Below are 20,210 nucleotides of genomic sequence, written 5' to 3'. Positions count from 1 at the left end.
TCCCCGACCACCCCGGCCCCGGCCGAAGCGCCGAAGGTCTCCTGGTACCGTCGGACATACCTGCGCGTGGAAGCCGCCGCCTCCACGCCCCACGCGCTGGCCACGATGATGGCGGTGTCGGTGGTGGACGGGTCCGTCTTCCCCATCCCCCCGTTCGCCATCCTGGTCCCCATGGTGCTCGCCCAGCCGAAGAAGTGGGTGCGCTACTGCCTGCTGGGCACCCTGGCGAGCCTGGTGGGAGGCCTCATCGGCTACGGGCTGGGCGCGTTCGTGGGGGAAGGCATCACGCAGTTCCTGCACATCGACCTGAACGTGCGCGTGGACCGCTTCGGCGTGTCCGGCACGGTGGGCGAATTGCTGGGGCGCAACTTCTGGGTGCTGGCGCTCTTGTGCTCCATCCTGCCCACGCCGTTCAAGATCGTCGCCATTGGCAGCGGGCTGGTGTCCGTGCCGCTGGGGCAGTTCCTGCTGGCGTCCGTCATCGGCCGCTCGGTGCGCTTCTTCCTGGTGGGCAGCGTGGTGCGCTTCTTCGGGCCCACCGCGCGCAAGTGGCTGCGCGTCTGACGCGCTAGCCGTGGCGCGTGGCGCCCACCGCGTCCCGCGCCGTCACTTCCGGGGGCCCGCCGCCGAGCGTGGCCTCCACCGTGGACAGCAGCACGTCCGGACGCACCGGCTTCTCCAGCACCCGGTTGGCCACCGTCTCCACGAACGTCCTCGCCTCCGGTGAAGACGCGCCGCCGGAGATGAACACCAGCCGCGACACCAGCGCGGGCGCCAGGTCCAGCAGCCGCCGGTGCACCGCGATGCCGTCCATGCCCGGCATCTGCAGGTCGCACAGCACCACGTCGAAGGACTCGCCCTGCATCACCCGAGCGAGCGCGGCCTCGCCGTCCGTGGCGGTGACGACGTCGTGGAAGGGCTCCAGCAGCAGGCGCATGGACTGCGCCAGCCGAGGCTCGTCGTCCACGATGAGCACCCGTCCCCGCCGCGAGGAGGAAGCCGGCAGCCAGGGCGCCTCCACGTCCCGCGCGCCCGGACGGGAAGAAGGCAGGGGCAGGGAGGACACGCCCGCGCTCTGCACGGGCGCGGGCGGCAGGAGCAGCGTGAAGGTGGCGCCCTGGCCCTGAACGCTGTGCACGCGCAGTTCGCCCCCGTGCGCGCGGACGATCTGCTGGCAGATGGCGAGCCCCAGGCCGGTGCCCTCGTCGCTGCCCTTGGTGGTGAAGAACGGGTCGAAGATGCGCGGCAGCACATCCGGCGGAATGCCCCCACCGGTGTCCTCCACCTCCACGCGCGCGTGGCCGGAGGCCTCCGTGCCGGTGCGCACGCGCACCTCGTGGCGGCCGGGGTCGCCTTCGGGGATGGCCTGCATGGCGTTCACCAGCAGGTTGAGCAGCACCTGCCCCAGCCGCGCCTCGCTGCCCAGCACCCGGGGCACCGGACCGAACGACTCCACCAGCCGAGCGCGGGGCCGCAGCGCATGGAGCACGACGCGCGCCGCGGGTGGCACCAGCGCGTTCAGGTCCACCAGCCCGTGCTCGGGCGACTCCTCGCGGCTGAACACCCGCAGGTCCTTCACGATGAGGCGGATGCGCTCGGCGCCCTCCTGGGCCCCTCTCACGCTGTTCAGTGCGTCGCGCACGCCCTTGGCGGCCGCCGTGCCTTCCGCCGCGAGCGCGCGCTCGGCGGCCTCCAGGTTCAGCGCCAGGTAGGCCAGCGGGTTGTTGATTTCATGGCCCACGCCCGCGGCCAGCGTCCCCACCGCGGCCACGCGTTCGGCGGCCACCAGCCGGGCCTGCAGCTCCTTCGTCGCGGTGACGTCGCGGTGGGTGGCCACGAAGTGCGTCACGCCCTGGCCGTTGGCGCGCACCGGGGACAACTGCATCTCACTCCACACGCGCGTGCCGTCCGGCCGGCTGAGCACCACCTCCGCGCGCAGCGAACGCTCCTCGCGCAGCGCCTCCGCCAGCCGCCGGGGATCCTCGCCGTCGCCCGACGTCAGCAGCGCTCCGGGAGCGGCGCCCACCAGCTCCTCTCGCCGCTGGCCCACCAGCGCGCACAGCGCCTCGTTGACGAACACCGTGCGCAGCACGCCCGGCTCGCGCACCTCGCAGATGAGCACGCCTTCGTGCACCGCGCGCACGGTGGTGGCGAGCAGCTCCAACATCTCCACCGCCTCGCGGCGCTCGGCCCGCGCGGCCGCGAGCAGCAGGCCCGTCAGCGTGGTGATGCCGATGAAGAGCTGCAACACCACCAGCCCGTGGGGCGGGGAGTCCGCCGTGAAGAACGGCCCCAGCCCCCGCGCGGTGCCGGCGATGGCCGTCAGGGCGATGAACAGCGAGGCCAGCGCCGCGCCCCGGGGCCCGAAGCGCAGGGCCGCCCACGCCGACAGCGGGAAGAGCAGGAACATCAGCGCGTGCGCTTCCCCGGAGCCCGGCCGCGGGAAGGCGAAGACGCCCACGCACACCGCCACCGTCGCCACCGGCAGCACCCACGCCTCCCACGTCCAGCGCACGCGCCAGGACCGGAACAGCAGCAGCAGCGGCGGCGTCACCAGCAACATGCCCAGCAGGTTCGCCATCCACCACAGCCACGCGGACGAGACCCACTGCGCGTGGGGCACGCCCCCTCCCAGCACCAGGCTCAGCGTGCCCAGCCCCGAGCCCAGGAGCGCGCCCAGCGCGGCGCCACCGCCCAGCCACACGACGTCGCGCACCCGGTGCAGCTCCCGCGAACACGCCACCCGGCGCAGGAGCAGGGCCCCCAGCACGGCCTCCAACGTGGCCCCGGCGGCGACGCCCAGTCCCACCAGCGGGGACACGTCCACCGCGAGCGCCACCGTCCACGCGCCCAGGAACACGGCGGGCCAGCGCGACACGCCCCACAGCAGCAGTCCGCCCAGCGCCACGCCTGACGGAAGCCAGACGGCGCTGATGTGGGTGCCCTCCGCGGAAAGCGAAAGGCCCGCGCGCGCGGCCGCGAGATACACGCCCGCCAACGCGATGACCTCGACGAGGCCCCCACCCTGGAACGCCGCCGCCACACGGGCCTGATGCCGAGCTTGGATGATCACTTCCCCCCGTGCCTCCGAGCCAGACATCCAGGCCGGAAGAACATGCGTCATGCTAGCGGGGACGCGGAGGCGTTGCACCCCATGCTTCCACCCGCCTGCCTGGCAGGCAGGCGCTGTCCAACAGGGGATGCAATGGGCGCCCCGCCGGGCCGTATCAGGGAACAAGGAGGAACGAATCCATGTCGCGTCCCGGTGTTGCTGCGCTGCTGTCGTTCTTCATCCCTGGCGTGGGGCAGATCTACAACGGAGACATCCTGCGCGGGGTCTTCTGGCTCATCATCACCCCCGGCTTCTGGCTGGGCACGGGCGGGCTGCTGGGCTGGGTGTGTCACATCATCGCCGCGGCCACCGCCTACAACCGCGCGGAGGACAAGGACCGCGAGCGCCTGCGCTACGGCACCGGCTGATCCACCGTCCGGACATGAAAAAGGGGCCTTCCAGCCCCTTCTCTACCGCCGCCCCGGCGCCTTCACAGGCCGGGGCGGTTTTTCATGCGCACCGCATCAGTCGTTGAACGCATCGGGCAGCGGCTGCGGCCCGGGGACGATTCCGGCGATGTCTGGATCGACGTCACCGGCAACGCGCTCGGGACGCTGATCCTTCTCCGTCTTGCGCTCGGCCTTCTTGGTGTCCTTCTCACGCTGCTTCTGCTGGCGCGCCATTTCCTTCTGCCGCTTCGTGGACCTTCCCTGCATGGGACCTCCCGGGAGAAATTAGCGAAAAAGAGGTCCGGCCTCGTCAAGGCCGGACCTCGTGGGTGAGTGAAGAGGCAGCCGAGCCGGAGGGCTCAGACCGGGCGGACGTTCTCCGCCTGCAGGCCCTTGGGGCCCTTCTTCACTTCGAACTCCACCTTCTGGCCCTCGGCCAGGGTACGGAAACCATCCGCTACGATCGCCGTGTGATGGCAGAACACGTCCGGCCCACCACTGTCCTGCGTGATGAAGCCGAAGCCCTTCGCATCATTGAACCACTTCACCGTACCGCTTGCCATAATCTGCTTCCTTGTCCCACTGGCAGAAAGGCTTCATCGCCAGCCTGCCCGCCCCTGCTTTCGGGGCCTAGACGGCGCCTTAACCCTGAACAGGCATGAAGTCGAGCCGGGAACCACTCCCGTCCTGGCTTCACGCCGTCGAAGGTAACAACCCAGGTCGTGCGGTGAAACGCCTTCTTGGGCGGGTCCATTTCCCGCTGGCCGACGCTCCAGCCAGCCAGGAGTAACACCCCTCGGGCGGCTGGGTGTTCAGGAATAGTTTCCAGGCCTGAACACTTCCACTCCGACGTCGCCTATCCTGGGGACGCTGGTCCCATTCTACCCCTGCCGTCCCGACCCGTGAGGCGTACCCCCCTGTGACCAACCCCACCCGTGTGACCTTCGGACAGCGCGATGCGTCCTTCGCCGAGGACCTGAAGCGCAGGGTCTCTGAATACTTCGAGACCCGGAAGCTGTCCCAGCGGGCCAACGGCGCCATGTACGTGAAGGCCCTGGCCATCCTGGGCTTCACGTTCAGCGTCTACGGGTTGCTGCTGACGGGCTGGTTCGGTCCCTGGGCCATGCTGGGCATGGCGGTGCTGATGGGCGTGGGCATCGCGGGCATCGGCTTCTGCGTGGGCCACGACGGCGTGCACGGCTCGTACAGCGACAACGCGCGCGTGAACTCGGTGGTGGGTCTGGCGTTCGACCTCATCGGGGCGAACAGCTACATGTGGCGCATCACGCACAACGTGCTGCACCACACGTATACGAACATCCAGAACATGGATGAGGACCTGACGGTCAGCCCGCAGTTGCGCCTGTCGCCCCACTCCGAGTGGAAGCCGTACCACCGCGCGCAGCACCTGTACGCGTTCCTGGCCTACTCGCTGACCACCGTCTTCTGGGTCTTCGCCAAGGACTACAAGTACTTCTTCCAGAAGGACCTGGGCCCCTACAAGGACAAGAAGCACGCGCCGGCCGAGTGGGCGCGCCTCATCGTCATGAAGGCCGTGTACTACGGCTGGACGCTGGTGATTCCGTGGATGGTGCTGAACGTCACCTGGTGGCAGTTCGTGGTGGGCCTGCTCGCCATGCACATGACCGCGGGCTTCATCCTGGGCATCGTCTTCCAGTTGGCCCACGTGGTGGAGACCACCGAGTTCCCCCTGCCGGACGCCACCGGCAACGTGGAGGACGCGTGGATGGTGCACCAACTGCGCACCACGGCGAACTTCGCCCGCAAGAACCGCCTGCTGAGCTGGTACGTGGGCGGGCTCAACTACCAGATTGAGCACCACCTGTTCCCCAAGGTGTGCAGCATCCACTACCCGGCGCTGAGCGAAATCGTGCAGGCCACCGCCAAGGAGCACGGCCTGCCCTACCCGGAGTCGGAGACCTTCCTGGGCGCGGTGGGGTCGCACTACCGGATGCTCAAGCAGCTCAGCCGCGCGCCGGTGGCGGTCTCCGAGCCGAAGCTGGCCGTGGCCGCCTGAGCCACCGCGGGTAACGCCGGGAAGCCTCCAGGGGCCGTCCTCCTTCCAGGGAGGCGGCCCCTTCGCTTTGGGGCCTCAGGCGGCGCGCAGCGCGGCCAGCAGGGCCGCCGCCGAGGACACGACGGCCTTCGCCCCGTGCGCCTCCAGCTCCGCGGGCCGGAAGCCCCAGGTGACGCCCACGCCGTACATGCCCGCCGCCTTCGCGGTGTCCATGTCCACGGAGGTGTCCCCCACGAAGCCGCACGCGGCGGGCGCCACGCCCAGCTCCGCCGCCAGGGCCAGCGCCGCGGTGGGGTCCGGCTTGCGCGGGATGCCCGGGCGCTCGCCGTACACGGCCGCGAAGGACACCCCAGGCAACAGCCGCGCGGCCAGCCGCTTCACGAAGTCGTCGGACTTGTTGCTGAGCACGCCCAGCGGCAGGCCGTCCGCCGCGAGCGCCTGGAGCATCTCCACCACGCCCGGGTAGGGGCTCGTGCGGTCGAACAGGTGGGCGTCGTAGTAGCCATGGTACGTGGAGAGCACGCGACCCTGGAGGGCAGGGTCCGCCCCGCCGGTGGCCCGGTGCGCGAGCTGGGACACGCCCTCGCCCACGAAGCGCAGGTAGGCGGCCTCCGGGTGCGGGGACAGGCCGTGGTGCTCCAGGGCGTGGTTCATCGCCGCGGCGATGTCCCCCAGCGAATCCACCAGCGTCCCATCCAGGTCGAAGAGCACGGCGCCAAGGGGCATGACGAAGGAAGCCTTTCTTCAAAACGAGAACGCCCCGACCCACGAAGGGGTCAGGGCGTCCGTGAACTTGAGGAGCGAAGCGTCGAAGCCTACGGCGTGGCGGCGGCGGTCTTCTCACCGGCGGCAGCGCCACCGGCCTGGATGACGGCGAAGTTGATGTTGCTGTAGCCCGCCGTGGCGCAACTGAACATCACGCGCTTGATGACCTTGAACTGAACGTCCTTGTTCGCCTGGATGTTCACGTCACCCTTGAAGGTCTCCGTGCCACCCGCCATGGAGTGGAGGTCCTCGAACTGCTTCTTCATGTCCCGCAGCTTCTCTTCCAGCGCGGGGATGTTGAGGTACTCGTCCTTGGTGAGGTCCTCCACCCGGCCGACGATGGTGCCCGACACGCTGACCTGGTCGTTGGACACCATCACCACCGGGTGCATCTCCACTTCCTTCACGTTGACCGCTTCGGGAAGGACGATGTCCTTGGTCATCATCAGCACCTCGCCCGTCGCGGAGAAGTTCGCGATGAGGAAGAGCACGATGATGACGAACATGTCGACGAGGGGCGTGATGAGCAGGTCCGCGTTCCCGTTCTTCTTGCCGTGCCCGCCGTGGCCGAACACCTTGGAGTGCTCCAGCCGCTTGCCGTACCGCTTGCCCGGAACCTTGATACCCATGGCTTGAAGTGCTCCTGTTAGCCCATCGCCGCGGACACGGACACCTGGGGCAACCCAGAGCCAATGCACTCGTCGATGATGCGAACCAGGTCCTCGTAGCGGACCAGGTCCTCGGTCTGGAGGGTGATGGCGGCCTGATCCGGAAGCTGCGCCTTCAATTCCTTGAAGCGCGCCACCAGCTTGGTCAGGTCCGGCCGGCCCTTGTCATCCCGGGTGAGGGGAATGGGGTCGAAGGCGCTCTGGTCGGCGGTGAGCCGCATCTCCGTGGGAGACACCAGGAGGGTGAGCTGGACCGTCTTGGTCTTCTCTTCCTCCTGCTGCTCGTCCGAAGAGGCTCCGCCGGCCTGCGACACCTGGAGACGGCCGATCTGGGTCCAGACCGCCGTCATGATGAGGAAGCTGATGGTCACTGCCATCAGGTCGATGAAGGGCACCATGTTGATGGCGGTATCGAGCGGCTTCTTGCCACCCTTCCCACCTGTGCCCAGATCCATTCCGCCGGCCATGGCGACTACCTCCCTGCTCTACCGCGCTCTTCGCGCACGAACGACGTTTCAAGAAGACTCTGGGAACGGACGCGACTGTCTGGGTCCACCACTTCGGGGCTACCAGACAGCGCGCCGGTGCATCCGGTTCCAACCCGGCGCTGCTTTGAGGAGGACTACTCCTCGGCGTGCGCGTGGGCGGACGCGGGGATGTTCAGGTTCTTGAACTTGTCGCGGTTGGCCACGATGAGGTTCAGCACGGAGACGCTGGTCTCATTGATGTCGTTGATGATGCTCTGGGTGCGGCCCATCAGCACGGAGAAGGCGACCAGCGCCGGGATGGCGGTCAGCAGACCGAAGCCCGTGCAGTTCATGGCTTCAGAAATACCGTTCGCGAGAATGGTCGCCTTGTCGGCCGGGTTCACGTTCGCCACGGCCTCGAAGCAGGTGATGAGACCGTTCACCGTTCCGAGCAGACCGGCGAGCATGGCCGCGTTGCCGAGCATCGCCAGGTAGCCCGTGCGCGCCTCCAGCCGAGGCGTCTCACGCAGGCTGGCCTCGTCGAGCGCCGCCTGGACCTCGTCCTGGCCCTTGGGGACGTTCATCAGACCGGCCTTGACGACGTTCGTCAGCGGCGTGTTCTTCTGGCCGGCCACGTAGTTGATGGCCTTGTCCAGGTCACCCGCGTAGATGTGCTTCTTCAGCCCGCGCAGGAAGCCTTCCTTGTTGATGGAGGCCTTGCCGAACAGGACGATGCTGCGCTCGACGATGATGGCCAGCGCCACCACGAGGCAGAGCGCGATGGGGTACATGCCCGCCTGACCGGACTCCCAGCGGCGACCCAGCTCCTGCATGAACGACTCGTTGCCGCCGCCTGCGTTGGCGAGAATGGACAGATTGGTCACAAACCCCAGGTTCATCACTGATGGCCTCCAAATGGGCGGCGAAGCTCGCGCTTGCGAGCTGTTCCGGACTGCTTCCCGCCGGGTGGACATCCACCCAGGCAGTTAGCAGGAATAAGGGATCACGGTGGCGCGAGTCTAGGAACCGCTTCCGGACGTGTCAAGGCAGCCACCCCCAGCGTTAGTTACTGAAATCTCACAGGAATTTTGCGTTGGCGCGCGGCTTGCCAAGCTACTGGACAGGTTGCATGGCGAGCCCTTCCCAGCGGCTTCCGCGACAAGCGGGCCAGCGATTTGGGCACCTCCAGAGGCCGTGCTAGGGCGGGAAACCATGGCCAGGAAGCGCATCGGGGAGCTGCTGGTGGAACGTGGCGCGATCACGCCCGCCCAGCTTGAGGCAGGGCTGACGGCCCAGCGGCAGACGCGGCAGCGGTTGGGCGTGACGCTCATCGGTCAGGGCGCCATCACGGAGGCGACGCTCGCCCAGGCCCTGAGTGAAGCGCTGGAGATGCCCCAGGTGGACCTGGCGGCGATCACCCCGGACTGGGCGGCGGTGCACCTGCTCCGGGCGCGCTTCTGCGAACAGCACGACCTGTTCCCCTTCGCGCTGGAGAGCGTGGGCGGCCGGCGCCAGTTGGTGGTGGCCATGGCGGACCCGCTCAACCTCACGGCAATCGAGGAAATCGAGTTCACCAGCGGACTGAAGGTCAGCGGCCGGGTGACAGCGCTGTCCGCGGTGCGCGGCGCCATCCTGCGCTACTACCACAAGGTCCCCGTGGCGGCCGGGCCCCGGACGGGCGCGGCGCCTGCAAGGCCTGCAAGGCCCGCTCCGCCGCCCCCGCGCGCGCCGGTGCCGGTGGACGACGACGAGGAGGTCATCGTCGGGGAGGAGCTGCCGGCGTCGGAGAAGACGCAGCGCACGTCGCTGGCGGACCTCATCCGGGAGCGCGAGGAGCAGGCGAAGCGGCGCCGGAGTGCTGGCGCGAGCCCAAGCCCGGCGCAAGACAAGCCCAAGGCGCCCGCGGGCGGTGTCCTTGACGACCTGGACTACCTCTTCGGTCAGGCGGCTCGCGAGGAGCCGGACCGACTGGAGGAGCTGGAGCGCCGCTTCTGGGCGCTGATGCGCATCATGGCGCGCAAGGGACTGCTGTCGAACGAGGAGTTCCGGCGCGAACTGGACGACGAGGCCGGCGAGGGCTGAAGCCCCCCGCGCGGCCCTGGGGACCGTCAGTCCACGGCCAGCGGCAGTCGCACGGTGAAGGTGGTGCCCTGCCCCACGGTGCTCTCCACGGTGAGCCGTCCGCCGTGGTTCTCCACGATGCCCTGGCAGATGGAGAGCCCCAGGCCGGTGCCGCGCCCCTCCGGCTTGGTGGTGAAGAAGGGCTCGAAGATGCGCGACAGGTTGCGCGGCTCGATGCCGGTGCCGGTGTCGCGCACGCGCACCACGGCCTCCTGCCCATCCTGCGCGGTGACGAGGTGCACGGCGCCGCCCGGCGGCATCGCGTGGCACGCGTTGGTGATGAGGTTGACGAACACCTGCACCAGGTTGGCGCGCACGGCGGCCAGCGGCGGCACGTCGCCCGCGTACTCGCGGTGCACGGTGACGCGCGCCTGGGACACGACGTGCTCGCAGAAGCCCACCGCCATGTCGACGACGGCGTTGAGGGCCACGCGCTCCGGCCGGTCCTGCGCGGGCCGCGCGTAGCTCACCAGGTCGCGCGTGAAGCGCAGGATGCGGTGGCTGCTCTCCAGGATCTTGCGCAGCTTCTCCTGGTCCGCCGGGTTCGCGCCCGGCGTCAGGCGCGAGCGCTGGAGCAGCGCGTCCGCGTAGGTGGCCACCGCCGTCATGGGGTTGTTGATTTCATGCACCACGCTGGCCGCGAGCTGCCCGATGGAGGCCAGCTTCTCCGCGTGGATGATGCGCTTCTCCAGCTCCTTCACCACCGTGACGTCCTGGCCGATGGCGATGACGCCCTCCACCTCGCCCGGCTGGGTGAGCATGGAGGAGGTGGCGAAGGACACGCGCACCTCGCCACCGTCGTGGGTGAGCAGGCGCGTCTCGAAGTTGTTCACCGACTCGCCGCGCATGGCCGCCGCCAGCACCGGGGCGAGCCTGAGCTGCTCGCTGTCCGCCACGAGCGAGGACAAATCCCGCCCCAGCACCTGCTCCTTGGAGAGGCCGGTGAGCGCGCTCAGCGCCTCGTTGAAGACCACCACCTGCTTGTCCCGGTTCACCACCAGGATGAGCGCGTTGGCCTTCTCCAGCAGCTCCTCCAGGTACTTGCGCACGAACGTCAGCTCGTCGATGAGCTTGGCGTTCTTCACCGCCACGGCGACCTGGCTTGCGAGTTGGAGCAGCACGCGCTCGTCGTGCGCGATGTCCGCGTCCAGGCCGTCCGGGTACTCCATGTTGATGGCGCCGAAGAGCTGACCGCTCGCGACCAGCGGGGCGCTCACCGCGCGGGTGCTGCCGTGGAAGAGCAGTGGCACCTCTTCCGAGATGGACACCCGGCCCTGCGGCAGGGAGGTCAGCGACAGGTTCGTCTTCTCCACCGAGCGCTGGGAGAGCACCAGCGGTTCGTGCGCGCCCTCCTTGAGCCGGCCTTCGGCGTAGAGCGACGTCAGGCCTCCGGTGCGCGCGTCCACGATGCGGATGCAGAAGGAGCGGGCGGGAAACAGCTCCTTCACCCCGCGCGCCACCGCGGCCACCAGTTCCTCCTCGCCGCCCACCTCCGCCACGCTGCGGCCCAGGTCCAGCAGCACGCCTTCGGTGCGCGCCTGCTCCAGGAGGGCCCGCTCGGCCACCACCAGCCGGCCGCTGATGACCTCCGTGTCCACGCGGGCGCGCACCGCCACGGTGTCCGCCTTGCGCGACAGGGTGAGCACCAGCGAGGTGCCGCTCGCCAGCACCAGGTCCACCTCGTGGGCCTGACCGTCGTCGGGAGCGCTGGCGCCGGACAGGGCCTCCTCCACGACATCCACGCCAATGCCGTGCGCCTCGCAGAAGCGGCGCAGCGCGGGGTTCACGGCCGAGACGCGCAGGGACGCGTCACAGAGCGCCGCGGGCTCGTCGAGCGCGTCGAAGAAGGCCTGGAAGGCGTCCGGAGTCGGGGTTCCGGGCGGGCGCACGGCGCGGACCTCACTCTTCATGGGACGTCGCCTTGTCGAGGTCGAGGATCTGCTGCGCTCCCACGTACGACTTCGTCTCGTAGCGGGTGATCTTCCCGATCTTCCGGACGATCTCCGCCATGCGCTCCGCCTCGCGGTAGATGATGTCCACCGGCCTCCAGGCGAAGTCCTCCTCCTTGAGCTTGCGCTTGAGCAGCTCCGCGTAGCCCATCACGGAGGTGAGGGGCTGGTTGAGCTCATGGGCCGCGGTGCCGGCGAGCGCGACGATGACCGCGCTCTTCTCGCTCTCCTCCAGCCGCGTCTCCACGTCCGACAGCTTGCGCTCCAACTGCACCCGGTCCCGGAGGTCGGTGAAGATGCCCACGCTGAAGGACTCGCGGCCGCCCTCGTAGACGATGGAGGCCGTCATGTTCACGGGCACCCGCTCCCCGGAGCGGTGCACCAGCTCCTGGCGGATGAGCGACAGCCGGCCGCGACCGCCCAGCTCCGGGCTGCGGATCTGCGCCATCACCCGCTGCGCGACGCCGGGCGGATACAACTGGAGGACGGTGAGCTTCTCCTGGGCCTCGGCGGCGGAGTAGCCGCACATGGCCTCCGCGCCCTTGTTGAAGAGGATGATCCGCCCCTTCAGGTCCGCGGCGATGATGGCGTCCACCGACGAGTCGATGAGCCGCTCCAGGAAGTCCTTCGTGTTGCGCAGCTCGTCCTCCAGCTTGCGCGCGTCCGTCACGTCGCGGAAGGACAGGATGGTGGCCGCGTCCTCGTCGCGCAGCGGCGCCGCGGACATGGACAGCGTGAGGCAGCGGCCCGCGGGCGTGCGCACCACCACGTCCACGCCCGAGCGCGCCTCGCCCCGCGACGCGGACGTCACCAGCTCCATCAGGACGCCTTCGTCCAGGGGCTGGGTGATTTGATTCAGGTGCTTGCCGCGCGCTTCGTTCGCGGGCGTGTCCAGCATCTGCGCGCCGGAGGGGTTGAGCGACAGCACCCCGGCCTTGTCGTCCAGGATGGCCACGCCCTCGCTCACGTGCGCGAAGAAGAGCTGGTAGGGCTTGAAGGACGCGGCCTTCTCCTCCGCCGCCAGCCGCGCGGTCTGCACCGACTGGAGCACCGAAGCGCTGCGCAGGGCCACCGCCGTCGCGTGCGCCACCGTGGTGAGGAAGTCGATTTCGCGCGTGCTGAAGGTCCGGCGCCGGCCCGCCGCGCGCAGCAGCAGCACGCCCCGCACCTCGCCGCGGATGGGCAGGGGCAGCGCGGCGATGGCGTGGATGCCTCGCGCGGCCACGGCCCGGCGCTCCAGGTCGCCCAGCAACGGATGCGTGGCGGCTTCCTGCATCACCACCGGCTTGCCGGTGCGCACCACCTCGCGGATTTCGGGGTAGCGCGCCAGGTCGATGCGCAGGTCCTTGAGGCCCGGGTCGTCGCTGGCGGCGACGATGATGCCCTCGTCCGCGCCGCCGCCCAGCATCACCAACGTGGCGCGCGCGATGTCCAACTGCTCCGCGAGGCGCCGCGTCACGCCGTGCAGGAGCGCTTCCACGTCGGAACTCTCCGCGTAGTCGGCGGTGAGCTCCAACAGCAGCGCCAGGTCCGTCTGGCTGCGGGCCTGTTCCTCGCGCTCGCGGTGGCGTTCGGCGGCGCGTTGCAGGCGCCAGGTGAGCTCGTGCGGCAGCCCCTGGTGGGTGAGGATGTCGGTGGGGCGCAGCGTGTCCACGGCGGCGAAGCCGCGCGGATCCGGCGACACCAGCGCGATGAGCGTGAGGTGCGGACCGTTGAGGGACGTGAGCAGCTCCACCACGGCCGGGCCGCAGCCCGGAGCGGTGAGGTCCACCAACGCCAGGGCGGCATCGTCCGGGTTGTCCACCACGCGCAGCCCCGCGCGCTCGGCGGCGGCGTTCAGGGGTTCTCGGGCAACCGAGACCGGTGGGACGAGGACGATGCCGAAGGCGGGTTCCGACGGGGCCGACACGGTGGGCGGAAGACTCCGGAGCGAGGGGGCCCGGAGTCTACACGCCCCGTGGGGTCAGGGGCAGCCCGACTCGAAGGCGCCCTGGTCCGGCGCGGCCCCGCAGAAGGGCAGGCCCAGCGACAGGCCTGATTCACGCGCGGCGGAGGCCGGGGTGAGGTGGTAGTCGTCCCTGCCCGTGTCCACGAAGCCGGGGGCGCGCTCCTGCGAGCGCTTGTCCAGGCCAGCGTTCGAGCGCCACGCCGCAAGCCCCATCGCGGCGTTGTCCAGACGGAACGTCACCGCGCTCCCACTGGAGAAGTAGAGGTTGCCGTCCATCACCGCGCCGCTCCGGCCCGCCCCTCCGCGCGCGCCCAGACCGCAGCCCGCGAAGATGTTGTTGCGCACGTCCAGGCCCTGGCTCGCGCCCGTGGAGCCCTCGCCGAAGATGAGACACGCGCCGCTCAGGTTCCACACGGTGTTGTGCTGCACCTTCACGTTCACGGAGGCGTCCACGCGGATGCCGGTGCCCTCCTCGCCCTCGGACTCCCCCAGGCCGTCGTGGATGAGGTTGCGACGGATGATGACGCGGGTGGGAGGGGCGCCCTCGCGGTAGCCGCCAATCTGGATGGCGCGCGCGTTGGCGTAGAGGACGTTGTCCTCCAGCGTGACGTCCGTGGGGGACAGGTGCACGATGATGCCCTCGCCCGCGGCGGAGGACACACTGCGGTGGTTGTAGATGGTGTTGCCGCGCAGGGTGACGCGCGTGCACGTCTTGATGTCCACGCCGTTCTCGCGGTTGTCGTGCAGCTTGTTGCCTTCCACGAGCAGGTTGTCGAACGGCGTGCCGGGCAGCGTGGCGCCGCCTTCCGGCCCCAGGCACTGCACGCCGTCTCCGGAGTTGTGGTGGATGTCGTTGCCGCGCACCACCACGTTGCTGGCGGAGGTCTGCACCGCGACGCCGTGGCTGTCGTCGTCGCCCTTGTCGAAATGGGAGATGTCGTTGTCCGCGATGAGGACGTCGTGGGCCTTCTCCGTCACGTAGACGCCCGCGCCCTCCGTGCCGTTCTTCACGATGCTCTTCTTCAGCACGCCGTGGTGCGCGCCCACGCCCCGCCACATCACCGCGAACGTGGCCTCACCGCCCACGTCCACCGTGAGCCCCTCCACGTTCCAGTACGCGCCGCTCACGTCCACCAGCGCCGTCTCACCGATGGAGCCGCCCTTGAGGATGGCCGTGGCGCCGGGCGCGGACCGGAGCGTCAGCGGCTTCGCCGCCGTGCCCTGCTTCTCCTGAAGCTTCACGTGCTCACGCCACGTGCCCGACTGGAGGAACACCGCCTCGCCGGGCTTCACCAGCGACAGCGCTCGCGCCACCGTGCGCAGGGGCAGGCCTTCCGTGCCGGCCGCGGTGTCATTTCCGGTGGGCGACACCCAGAGCACGCGCGTGTACTGCGCCTCCGCGGGCGGCGGATTCGTCGGAGGCGGCGGGTCGGTGGGTGGAGGAGTCGTCGGGTCGGCGCTGCCACTGTCAGGGACACCGGCATCGGCATCGGCACGGGTGCCTGCATCGGCGGTGGGCACCGGACGGTTGACGATGGGCGGCGTCGCCGTTCCCGGACTCCGTCCTATGGGCGCGGGTTCCACCTTGCCGGTACAGCCGACGAGGCCCGCCATCAACCCGGCGGAACAGACGATGGTCGTCAGGGGCAGGCGGAAGCGCATGCGGACTCCTCGTGGGTTCACGGCGCGGGAGGGCGCTCGCGGGGTCGGCCGGCAACGGCAACAGTCACGGCGCGCATTCCCCGGACTTCAGGGCCGCACCGGTCGCCTGCCTGCTGTGCCATCATGCAGGGAGCGTGAATCCGCGCGGTTGGGCGCGGCGCCAGAGAACCGCGGATGTGGCGCGGGGTAGGCACCGCGCGCAGGACAGGCGGCACCCACCTTCGCGAACATCCACGGGCATTTCCTCGTCACCGAGGGGCGACAAAGTCAGCCTCCTCCCCGGAAATGACCACTGAACGGAAGTACCAATGCGGGGTGTCTGAAAGACTCGAGCCGCGCCCGGCGGGAGGATGCCTCCCAGTACGGACACGGCTCGAAAGACGACGGATGAACCCGGTCAGAGCGCGGTGGGCGACGGGGCGCCGCCGAGCAGCCCATCCAGTTCGCCACGCTCCTCCAGCGCATACAGGTCATCGCAGCCACCGACGTGGCGACCCGCGATGAAGATCTGCGGCACGGTGTGACGGCCGCAGCGCTCCTTCATCTCCTCGTGCCGCGCTTCGTCCGCGGCGACATTCACCTTCTGGAACTCGCAGCCCTTCTCGTTGAGCAGGTCCATGGCCTGGCGCGAATAGGGGCAGGTGGGCTTCATGTAGACGACGACGTCGGGCATTCACGACCTCCTGCGTCGAAGGGTGTGGACGCCGTACTGCCTCCGCCACCCAACGAAAGGACGTCCGCTCCCCTGCCCGCCTGCTCCTACGAAGCGCCAGACGCAGGCACGCCCGACGGCAGCCTCGCGTAGGTGCACGGCCTCTCCGCCCAACGGATGGAGAGACGCATCCGCGAAGTGCGAAAGGAACACGAGCAGCATCACCGTGCCCCGCATGGCATCCACCGCTTCCAGCCATCCAGGGGCGGACCCCACCCCGGACCTCTGCTCGCGCTCCATTGGATGTCCCTTCTGGAAATGGCGCGGCTCGACCTCCAGAACAATCACAAACATCCGACCACACGGTTCCCCTCCAACCGAAACCCTTGTCACGCAAGAGAATCCGTCTCGTTTGGAGTCCTACGGGATTGAGCGGGATTGGGGCCTTTTGCTAGGTAGGGGGCATGTCTTCCCGACGCCCCGAAATCCTCGCCCCTGCTGGTGACCTGGAGTCGTTGCGTGCCGCCCTCACCAGTGGCGCGGACGCTGTGTACTTCGGGCTCGACGAGGGGTTCAACGCGCGCGCCCGCGCGGAGAACTTCTCGCTCGAACGACTGCCGGACACGGTGGGTCTCATCCACCGCGCCGGTGCACGCGCCTACGTGACGTTGAACACGTTGGTGTTCGAACCGGAGCTGCCGGTGGTGGAGCACCTGCTGCGCGGCGTGGCGCGGGCGGGCGTGGATGCCCTCATCGTCCAGGACCCGGCGGTGGCGCTGCTGGCGCGGGCGGTGTGCCCTCAGTTGGAGTTGCATGCGTCCACTCAGATGACGCTGTCCAGCGCGGAGGGGGCACGGTTCGCCACGGGCCTGGGCTTCACACGCATGGTGGTGCCGCGCGAGTTGTCGGTAGCGGAGATCCGCCGGCTGGCATCCCAGACAGACATCGAGCTGGAGGTCTTCATCCACGGCGCGCTCTGCATGTCTTGGAGCGGCCAGTGCCTCACGAGCGAGGCGTGGGGCGGACGCAGCGCCAACCGGGGCCAGTGCGCGCAGTCCTGCCGGCTGCCTTACGACCTGGTGGTGGACGGCGAGACGCGCGACCTGGGCGAGGTGAAGTACCTGCTCAGCCCCAAGGACCTGGCGGGCGTGAGGGCGGTGCCGGAGCTGGCGGACATCGGCGTGCACAGCCTCAAGATTGAGGGTCGGCTCAAAGGACCGCAGTACGTCTCCAGCACGGTGCAGGGCTACCGCCGCTGGCTGGACGGCGTGATGGCCGGGAAGCCCGACGGCGCGCGGCTGGCGAAGGACCTGGCGGAGATGTCGCTGTCGTACAGCCGGGGGTTCTCGCACGGGTTCCTGGCCGGGTCCGACCACCAGACGCTGGTGGAGGGGCGCTTCCCGAAACACCGCGGGCTGTACCTGGGCCGGGTCATCGCGGTGGCGGGCAAGGACGTGCTGGTGGCGCCGGATGACCGGCCGTGGACGGGTGCGCTGGGCTTGGGCGAACAGCGGCCGGAGTCCGCGACGGGAGCGGTGTCCGCGCCACTTTCAGGCGAGCCGGATCCGGCGGATGTGGATCCGCGTCCGGGCATGGGCGTGGTGTTCGACGCGGGCGCTCCCGAGGACAAGCATGAGCCGGGCGGCCCCATCTTCCGCGTGGACCGCGAGGGCGATGCGTGGGTGCTGGGCTTTGGCCACCCCGGGCCAGACCTGGGCCGCGTGGAGCCGGGGCAGCGCGTGTGGCTGAACAGCGACCCCGCGCTCGCACGACGCACGGAGGGGCTGCTCGCGGAAGGTGAGCCCGAAGGCCGCATCCCGCTGTCGCTGTGGGTGTCTGGCGTGGAGGGGGCTCCGCTTCGCGTGCGGATGAGCGCGGGGCGGTTCGTGCGGGAGGCGGTGGGGACGACAGTGCTCGCGCCTTCGCGAGGTGCGGGCGTGGACGCGGCGCTGCTCAAGGACAAGCTGGCGGCGCTGGGTGGGACTTCGTTCCATCTGGCGGCGCTGGATTGCTCGGGCCTGGCGCCGGGGCTGCACCTGCCGGTGTCGGAGCTGAAGGCGCTGCGCCGGCAGTTGGTGGCGGAGCTGACGGCGGACGTGGAGCGGGGGCCAGCGCGGACCGTGAGCGCCGACGCTGTGGAGGACGGGGTCCGCCAGGGATTGCTGGCGCGGGTGGAGTCACGGCCCGTGGACGCGGGACCGAGGTTGCTGCCGCTGTGCCGGAACGAGGCGCAGTTGGAGGCGGCCATCGCGGCGGGCGTGGGCGAGGTGGAGCTGGACTGGATGGAGATGGTGGGGCTCCAGCGCGCGGTGGAGCGGGCTCGGGCGGCGGGGCTTCGCGTCACCATCGCCACCGTGCGCGTGCAGAAGCCGGGCGAGGAGGGCTACGACACGCGCCTGGACCGGCTGCGCCCGGACGCGGTGCTGGTGCGGCACTGGGGCGCGATGATGCACTTCCTGGAGCAGCCGGCGGGGGCGTCACGGCCGGCGCTGCATGGGGACTTCTCGCTCAACGTCACCAACTCACTGACGGCGGCGCACCTGCTGGGGCTGGGGCTGGACACGCTGACGGTTTCCCACGACCTGGACTCGGATCAGCTCTTCGCGCTCCTGGAGAAGGCGCCCGCGCACCGGTTCGCGGTGGCGCTGCACCACCACATCGCCACGTTCCACACCGAGCACTGCGTGTATTCGCACACGCTGTCCAACGGGCGCGACTACCGGACCTGCGGACGGCCGTGTGAGAAGCACGCCATCGCGCTCAAGGACCGGCTGGGGCTGGAGCATCCGGTCGTCGTGGACGTGGGGTGCCGCAACACGGTGTTCAACGCGCAGGCACAGAGCGCGGCGTCGCTGGTGCCCAGATTGTTGGAGCGGGGCGTGCGGCGGTTCCGGGTGGAGTTCGTGCGCGAGACACGCGAGGAAGCAGCGCGCGTGCTGACCGCGTATCAGGAGCTGCTCGCGGGACGGCTGTCACCCACGGAGGCCGTGAAGCGCGCCGCCGTGCATGAGCAGTTTGGCGTCACGCGCGGCACCATGCAGGTGCTCAAGCACCCGGCCGCGACCGCTCGCTAGATGAAGAAGGGCCAGGCTCCTTCCACGAGCCTCGCCCCTCCTTGTCCGTCAGGTTGCGTGGGCTCCAATGTGGAGCACGTCCCGGTAGGACGAATCGTTCCGCAGCCACCGCACCCGTAAGAGGGCTCCAAGCACCGTCATCGCGGCGAACAACCCCCAGGTGAAAGGGGTATCGACCAGCAAATTGATCAGGGAGCCTCCGAGCATCGCGTCGGCAGGGTCGAAGAATATCGCATCCGCCTTGATGACGACGGCCATGGCGACCAGCACCGGCCCGCTGAAGAGGACCGCCAGGCAGGCCCAGCCCATGAGGTCTCGGAAGCCCTGGAAGAAGCTTCGGGGTGGCGCCGACGCTGAGCCCAGGACGTCACGCCCGTCGCGAGGGCCCTGCCTCAACCAGAGCACCAGGGGGATGCCCACCAGAAACAAGGCGAAGAGCATTGTCATGAAGAACTGCTCAACAAGCGATGGTGAGCACTCAACAAGCGTGAACTGCATGGGTGCGTCCTCCCTCCCACGCAGTCTACGCCGTTCAGGCCGCGCGTGCCGGAGAGGACTCGGCGGCGGGTGCCGGGAGGTTTACCGGCTCACCGTCCGGGCCCAGCACCACCGGGGCGATGCCCAGCTTGCGCTCCACGAACGTGTGCCCCAGGTAGATGAGCGGCGTCAGGCCCAGCGCCACCAGCAGCTTCGCCGCGTACGACGTGTAGATGATCCGCACGATGACGTCGTGGGGCAGCACGCCCGTCCACGCGATGTACTGCACCACCGTCGTGTCGATGAGCTGCGACACCACCGTGGAGCCCGTGGCGCGCAGCCACAGCATCCGGTTGTTCGTCGTGCGCTTGAGCAGGTTGAACATCCCGATGTCCGCGAACTGGCCCACCAGGTACGCCACCATCGACGCCATCAGGATGCGCTGCGAGCCGGCGAAGACGTTGTTGAACGACCCCGCCACCGTCCCGCTGTAGTCCTTTGCCAGCGTCATGGGCGCCCACTCCACCCGCACCGCCACGGCGATGACCGCGAAGGTGAAGATGGCCATGAAGAAGCCCACCCACGTGATGAAGCGCGCGGCCTTCTTGCCGTAGAACTCGTTGAGGATGTCCGTGAGCAGGAACGTCACCGGGAACGTCAACATCCCCGCCGACAGCACCACCGGCATCGAGCCCAGGTGCACTTCAAACAGCTTCACTCCGATGATGTCGCCCACCACCAGCGAGGTGATGAACACCCCCGCGAGCACCATGAAGAGCTGAATCCGCCTGTCCAGGTTCATCCGACGAGTCCTTCGTGCGCCAACGCCACGCCCAGGGGGCCGTCCCCGGAACACCCCGGAGCTAAGCACACCCTACCGGGGGCGTC

General features: G+C 69.3%; 18 protein-coding genes. 5 read left to right on the top strand and 13 right to left on the bottom strand.

Going from position 1 to position 20,210, the window contains the following annotated elements; all coding sequences use genetic code 11:
* Nucleotides 1-564, top strand: a 564-nt coding sequence (locus D7V88_RS06365; protein ID WP_244238018.1) for a YqaA family protein, incomplete at its 5' end; no start/stop codon positions are given.
* Nucleotides 565-568: 4 nt separating this feature from the next.
* Here the strand turns inward: D7V88_RS06365 and espC are convergent.
* A complete protein-coding gene (gene espC, locus D7V88_RS06360) occupies nucleotides 569-3,073 on the bottom strand; it encodes a serine histidine kinase EspC (RefSeq protein ID WP_244238017.1) in 2,505 nt (834 codons plus the stop codon).
* Between the two features lie 179 nt (nucleotides 3,074-3,252).
* Here espC and D7V88_RS06355 point away from each other — a divergent pair, with 179 nt between their 5' ends.
* Nucleotides 3,253-3,480 carry a hypothetical protein gene (locus D7V88_RS06355; protein ID WP_120539698.1) on the top strand — a complete coding sequence of 76 codons (228 nt, stop codon included), beginning with the start codon at nucleotides 3,253-3,255 and terminating at the stop codon, nucleotides 3,478-3,480.
* Between the two features lie 96 nt (nucleotides 3,481-3,576).
* Here D7V88_RS06355 and D7V88_RS06350 read toward each other — a convergent pair whose 3' ends face one another.
* The gene (locus D7V88_RS06350) at nucleotides 3,577-3,768 is read right to left on the bottom strand and encodes a hypothetical protein (RefSeq protein ID WP_120534740.1); all 192 of its coding nucleotides are present in this window, start codon (nucleotides 3,766-3,768) and stop codon (nucleotides 3,577-3,579) included.
* A gap of 92 nt (nucleotides 3,769-3,860) precedes the next feature.
* Entirely contained in the window at nucleotides 3,861-4,064 is a 204-nt protein-coding gene (locus D7V88_RS06345; RefSeq protein ID WP_120534739.1) for a cold-shock protein, read from the bottom strand.
* A gap of 356 nt (nucleotides 4,065-4,420) precedes the next feature.
* On the opposite strand from D7V88_RS06345, the gene D7V88_RS06340 reads away from it, so the two are divergent.
* Nucleotides 4,421-5,539 carry a fatty acid desaturase family protein gene (locus D7V88_RS06340; RefSeq protein ID WP_120539697.1) on the top strand — a complete coding sequence of 373 codons (1,119 nt, stop codon included), beginning with the start codon at nucleotides 4,421-4,423 and terminating at the stop codon, nucleotides 5,537-5,539.
* 75 nt (nucleotides 5,540-5,614) lie between these two features.
* Here D7V88_RS06340 and D7V88_RS06335 read toward each other — a convergent pair whose 3' ends face one another.
* The 4 genes from D7V88_RS06335 to D7V88_RS06320 all read right to left on the bottom strand — a co-directional run bounded on the left by D7V88_RS06335 (nucleotide 5,615) and on the right by D7V88_RS06320 (nucleotide 8,338).
* A complete protein-coding gene (locus D7V88_RS06335; RefSeq protein ID WP_120539696.1) occupies nucleotides 5,615-6,265 on the bottom strand; it encodes an HAD family hydrolase in 651 nt (216 codons plus the stop codon).
* Nucleotides 6,266-6,354: 89 nt separating this feature from the next.
* The gene (locus tag D7V88_RS06330; RefSeq protein WP_120539695.1) at nucleotides 6,355-6,933 is read right to left on the bottom strand and encodes an ExbD/TolR family protein; all 579 of its coding nucleotides are present in this window, start codon (nucleotides 6,931-6,933) and stop codon (nucleotides 6,355-6,357) included.
* Between the two features lie 17 nt (nucleotides 6,934-6,950).
* Entirely contained in the window at nucleotides 6,951-7,439 is a 489-nt protein-coding gene (locus D7V88_RS06325; protein WP_120539694.1) for an ExbD/TolR family protein, read from the bottom strand.
* A gap of 155 nt (nucleotides 7,440-7,594) precedes the next feature.
* A complete protein-coding gene (locus D7V88_RS06320; RefSeq protein ID WP_120539693.1) occupies nucleotides 7,595-8,338 on the bottom strand; it encodes a MotA/TolQ/ExbB proton channel family protein in 744 nt (247 codons plus the stop codon).
* A gap of 313 nt (nucleotides 8,339-8,651) precedes the next feature.
* Here D7V88_RS06320 and D7V88_RS06315 point away from each other — a divergent pair, with 313 nt between their 5' ends.
* Complete coding sequence (locus tag D7V88_RS06315; protein WP_120539692.1) at nucleotides 8,652-9,521, top strand: cyclic di-GMP-binding domain-containing protein, MshE-related; 870 nt, start codon at nucleotides 8,652-8,654, stop codon at nucleotides 9,519-9,521.
* Between the two features lie 26 nt (nucleotides 9,522-9,547).
* Here D7V88_RS06315 and D7V88_RS06310 read toward each other — a convergent pair whose 3' ends face one another.
* The 4 genes from D7V88_RS06310 to grxC all read right to left on the bottom strand — a co-directional run bounded on the left by D7V88_RS06310 (nucleotide 9,548) and on the right by grxC (nucleotide 15,792).
* Entirely contained in the window at nucleotides 9,548-11,470 is a 1,923-nt protein-coding gene (locus D7V88_RS06310; protein ID WP_120539691.1) for an ATP-binding protein, read from the bottom strand.
* Complete coding sequence (locus D7V88_RS06305; RefSeq protein WP_208726147.1) at nucleotides 11,460-13,418, bottom strand: PAS domain S-box protein; 1,959 nt, start codon at nucleotides 13,416-13,418, stop codon at nucleotides 11,460-11,462. The genes D7V88_RS06310 and D7V88_RS06305 overlap by 11 nt, the downstream gene beginning before the upstream one ends.
* Before the next feature lie 54 nt (nucleotides 13,419-13,472).
* On the bottom strand, nucleotides 13,473-15,119 hold the full coding sequence (locus D7V88_RS06300) for a right-handed parallel beta-helix repeat-containing protein (protein ID WP_167509815.1): 1,647 nt from the start codon (nucleotides 15,117-15,119) through the stop codon (nucleotides 13,473-13,475).
* 397 nt (nucleotides 15,120-15,516) lie between these two features.
* Complete coding sequence (gene grxC / locus D7V88_RS06295) at nucleotides 15,517-15,792, bottom strand: glutaredoxin 3 (RefSeq protein ID WP_120539690.1); 276 nt, start codon at nucleotides 15,790-15,792, stop codon at nucleotides 15,517-15,519.
* Nucleotides 15,793-16,235: 443 nt separating this feature from the next.
* Here grxC and D7V88_RS06285 point away from each other — a divergent pair, with 443 nt between their 5' ends.
* The gene (locus tag D7V88_RS06285) at nucleotides 16,236-18,845 is read left to right on the top strand and encodes a U32 family peptidase (RefSeq protein WP_120539688.1); all 2,610 of its coding nucleotides are present in this window, start codon (nucleotides 16,236-16,238) and stop codon (nucleotides 18,843-18,845) included.
* Nucleotides 18,846-18,893: 48 nt separating this feature from the next.
* Here D7V88_RS06285 and D7V88_RS06280 read toward each other — a convergent pair whose 3' ends face one another.
* The gene (locus D7V88_RS06280; protein WP_120539687.1) at nucleotides 18,894-19,343 is read right to left on the bottom strand and encodes a hypothetical protein; all 450 of its coding nucleotides are present in this window, start codon (nucleotides 19,341-19,343) and stop codon (nucleotides 18,894-18,896) included.
* Nucleotides 19,344-19,377: 34 nt separating this feature from the next.
* Complete coding sequence (locus tag D7V88_RS06275; protein WP_120539686.1) at nucleotides 19,378-20,124, bottom strand: queuosine precursor transporter; 747 nt, start codon at nucleotides 20,122-20,124, stop codon at nucleotides 19,378-19,380.
* Between the last annotated feature and the right edge of the window lie 86 nt (nucleotides 20,125-20,210).

Source organism: Corallococcus terminator (genome assembly GCF_003611635.1).
GTDB classification, from domain to species: domain Bacteria; phylum Myxococcota; class Myxococcia; order Myxococcales; family Myxococcaceae; genus Corallococcus; species Corallococcus terminator.
Note: the sequence above shows the minus strand (reverse complement) of the source record. Positions and strands in the feature narration are given on the sequence as shown.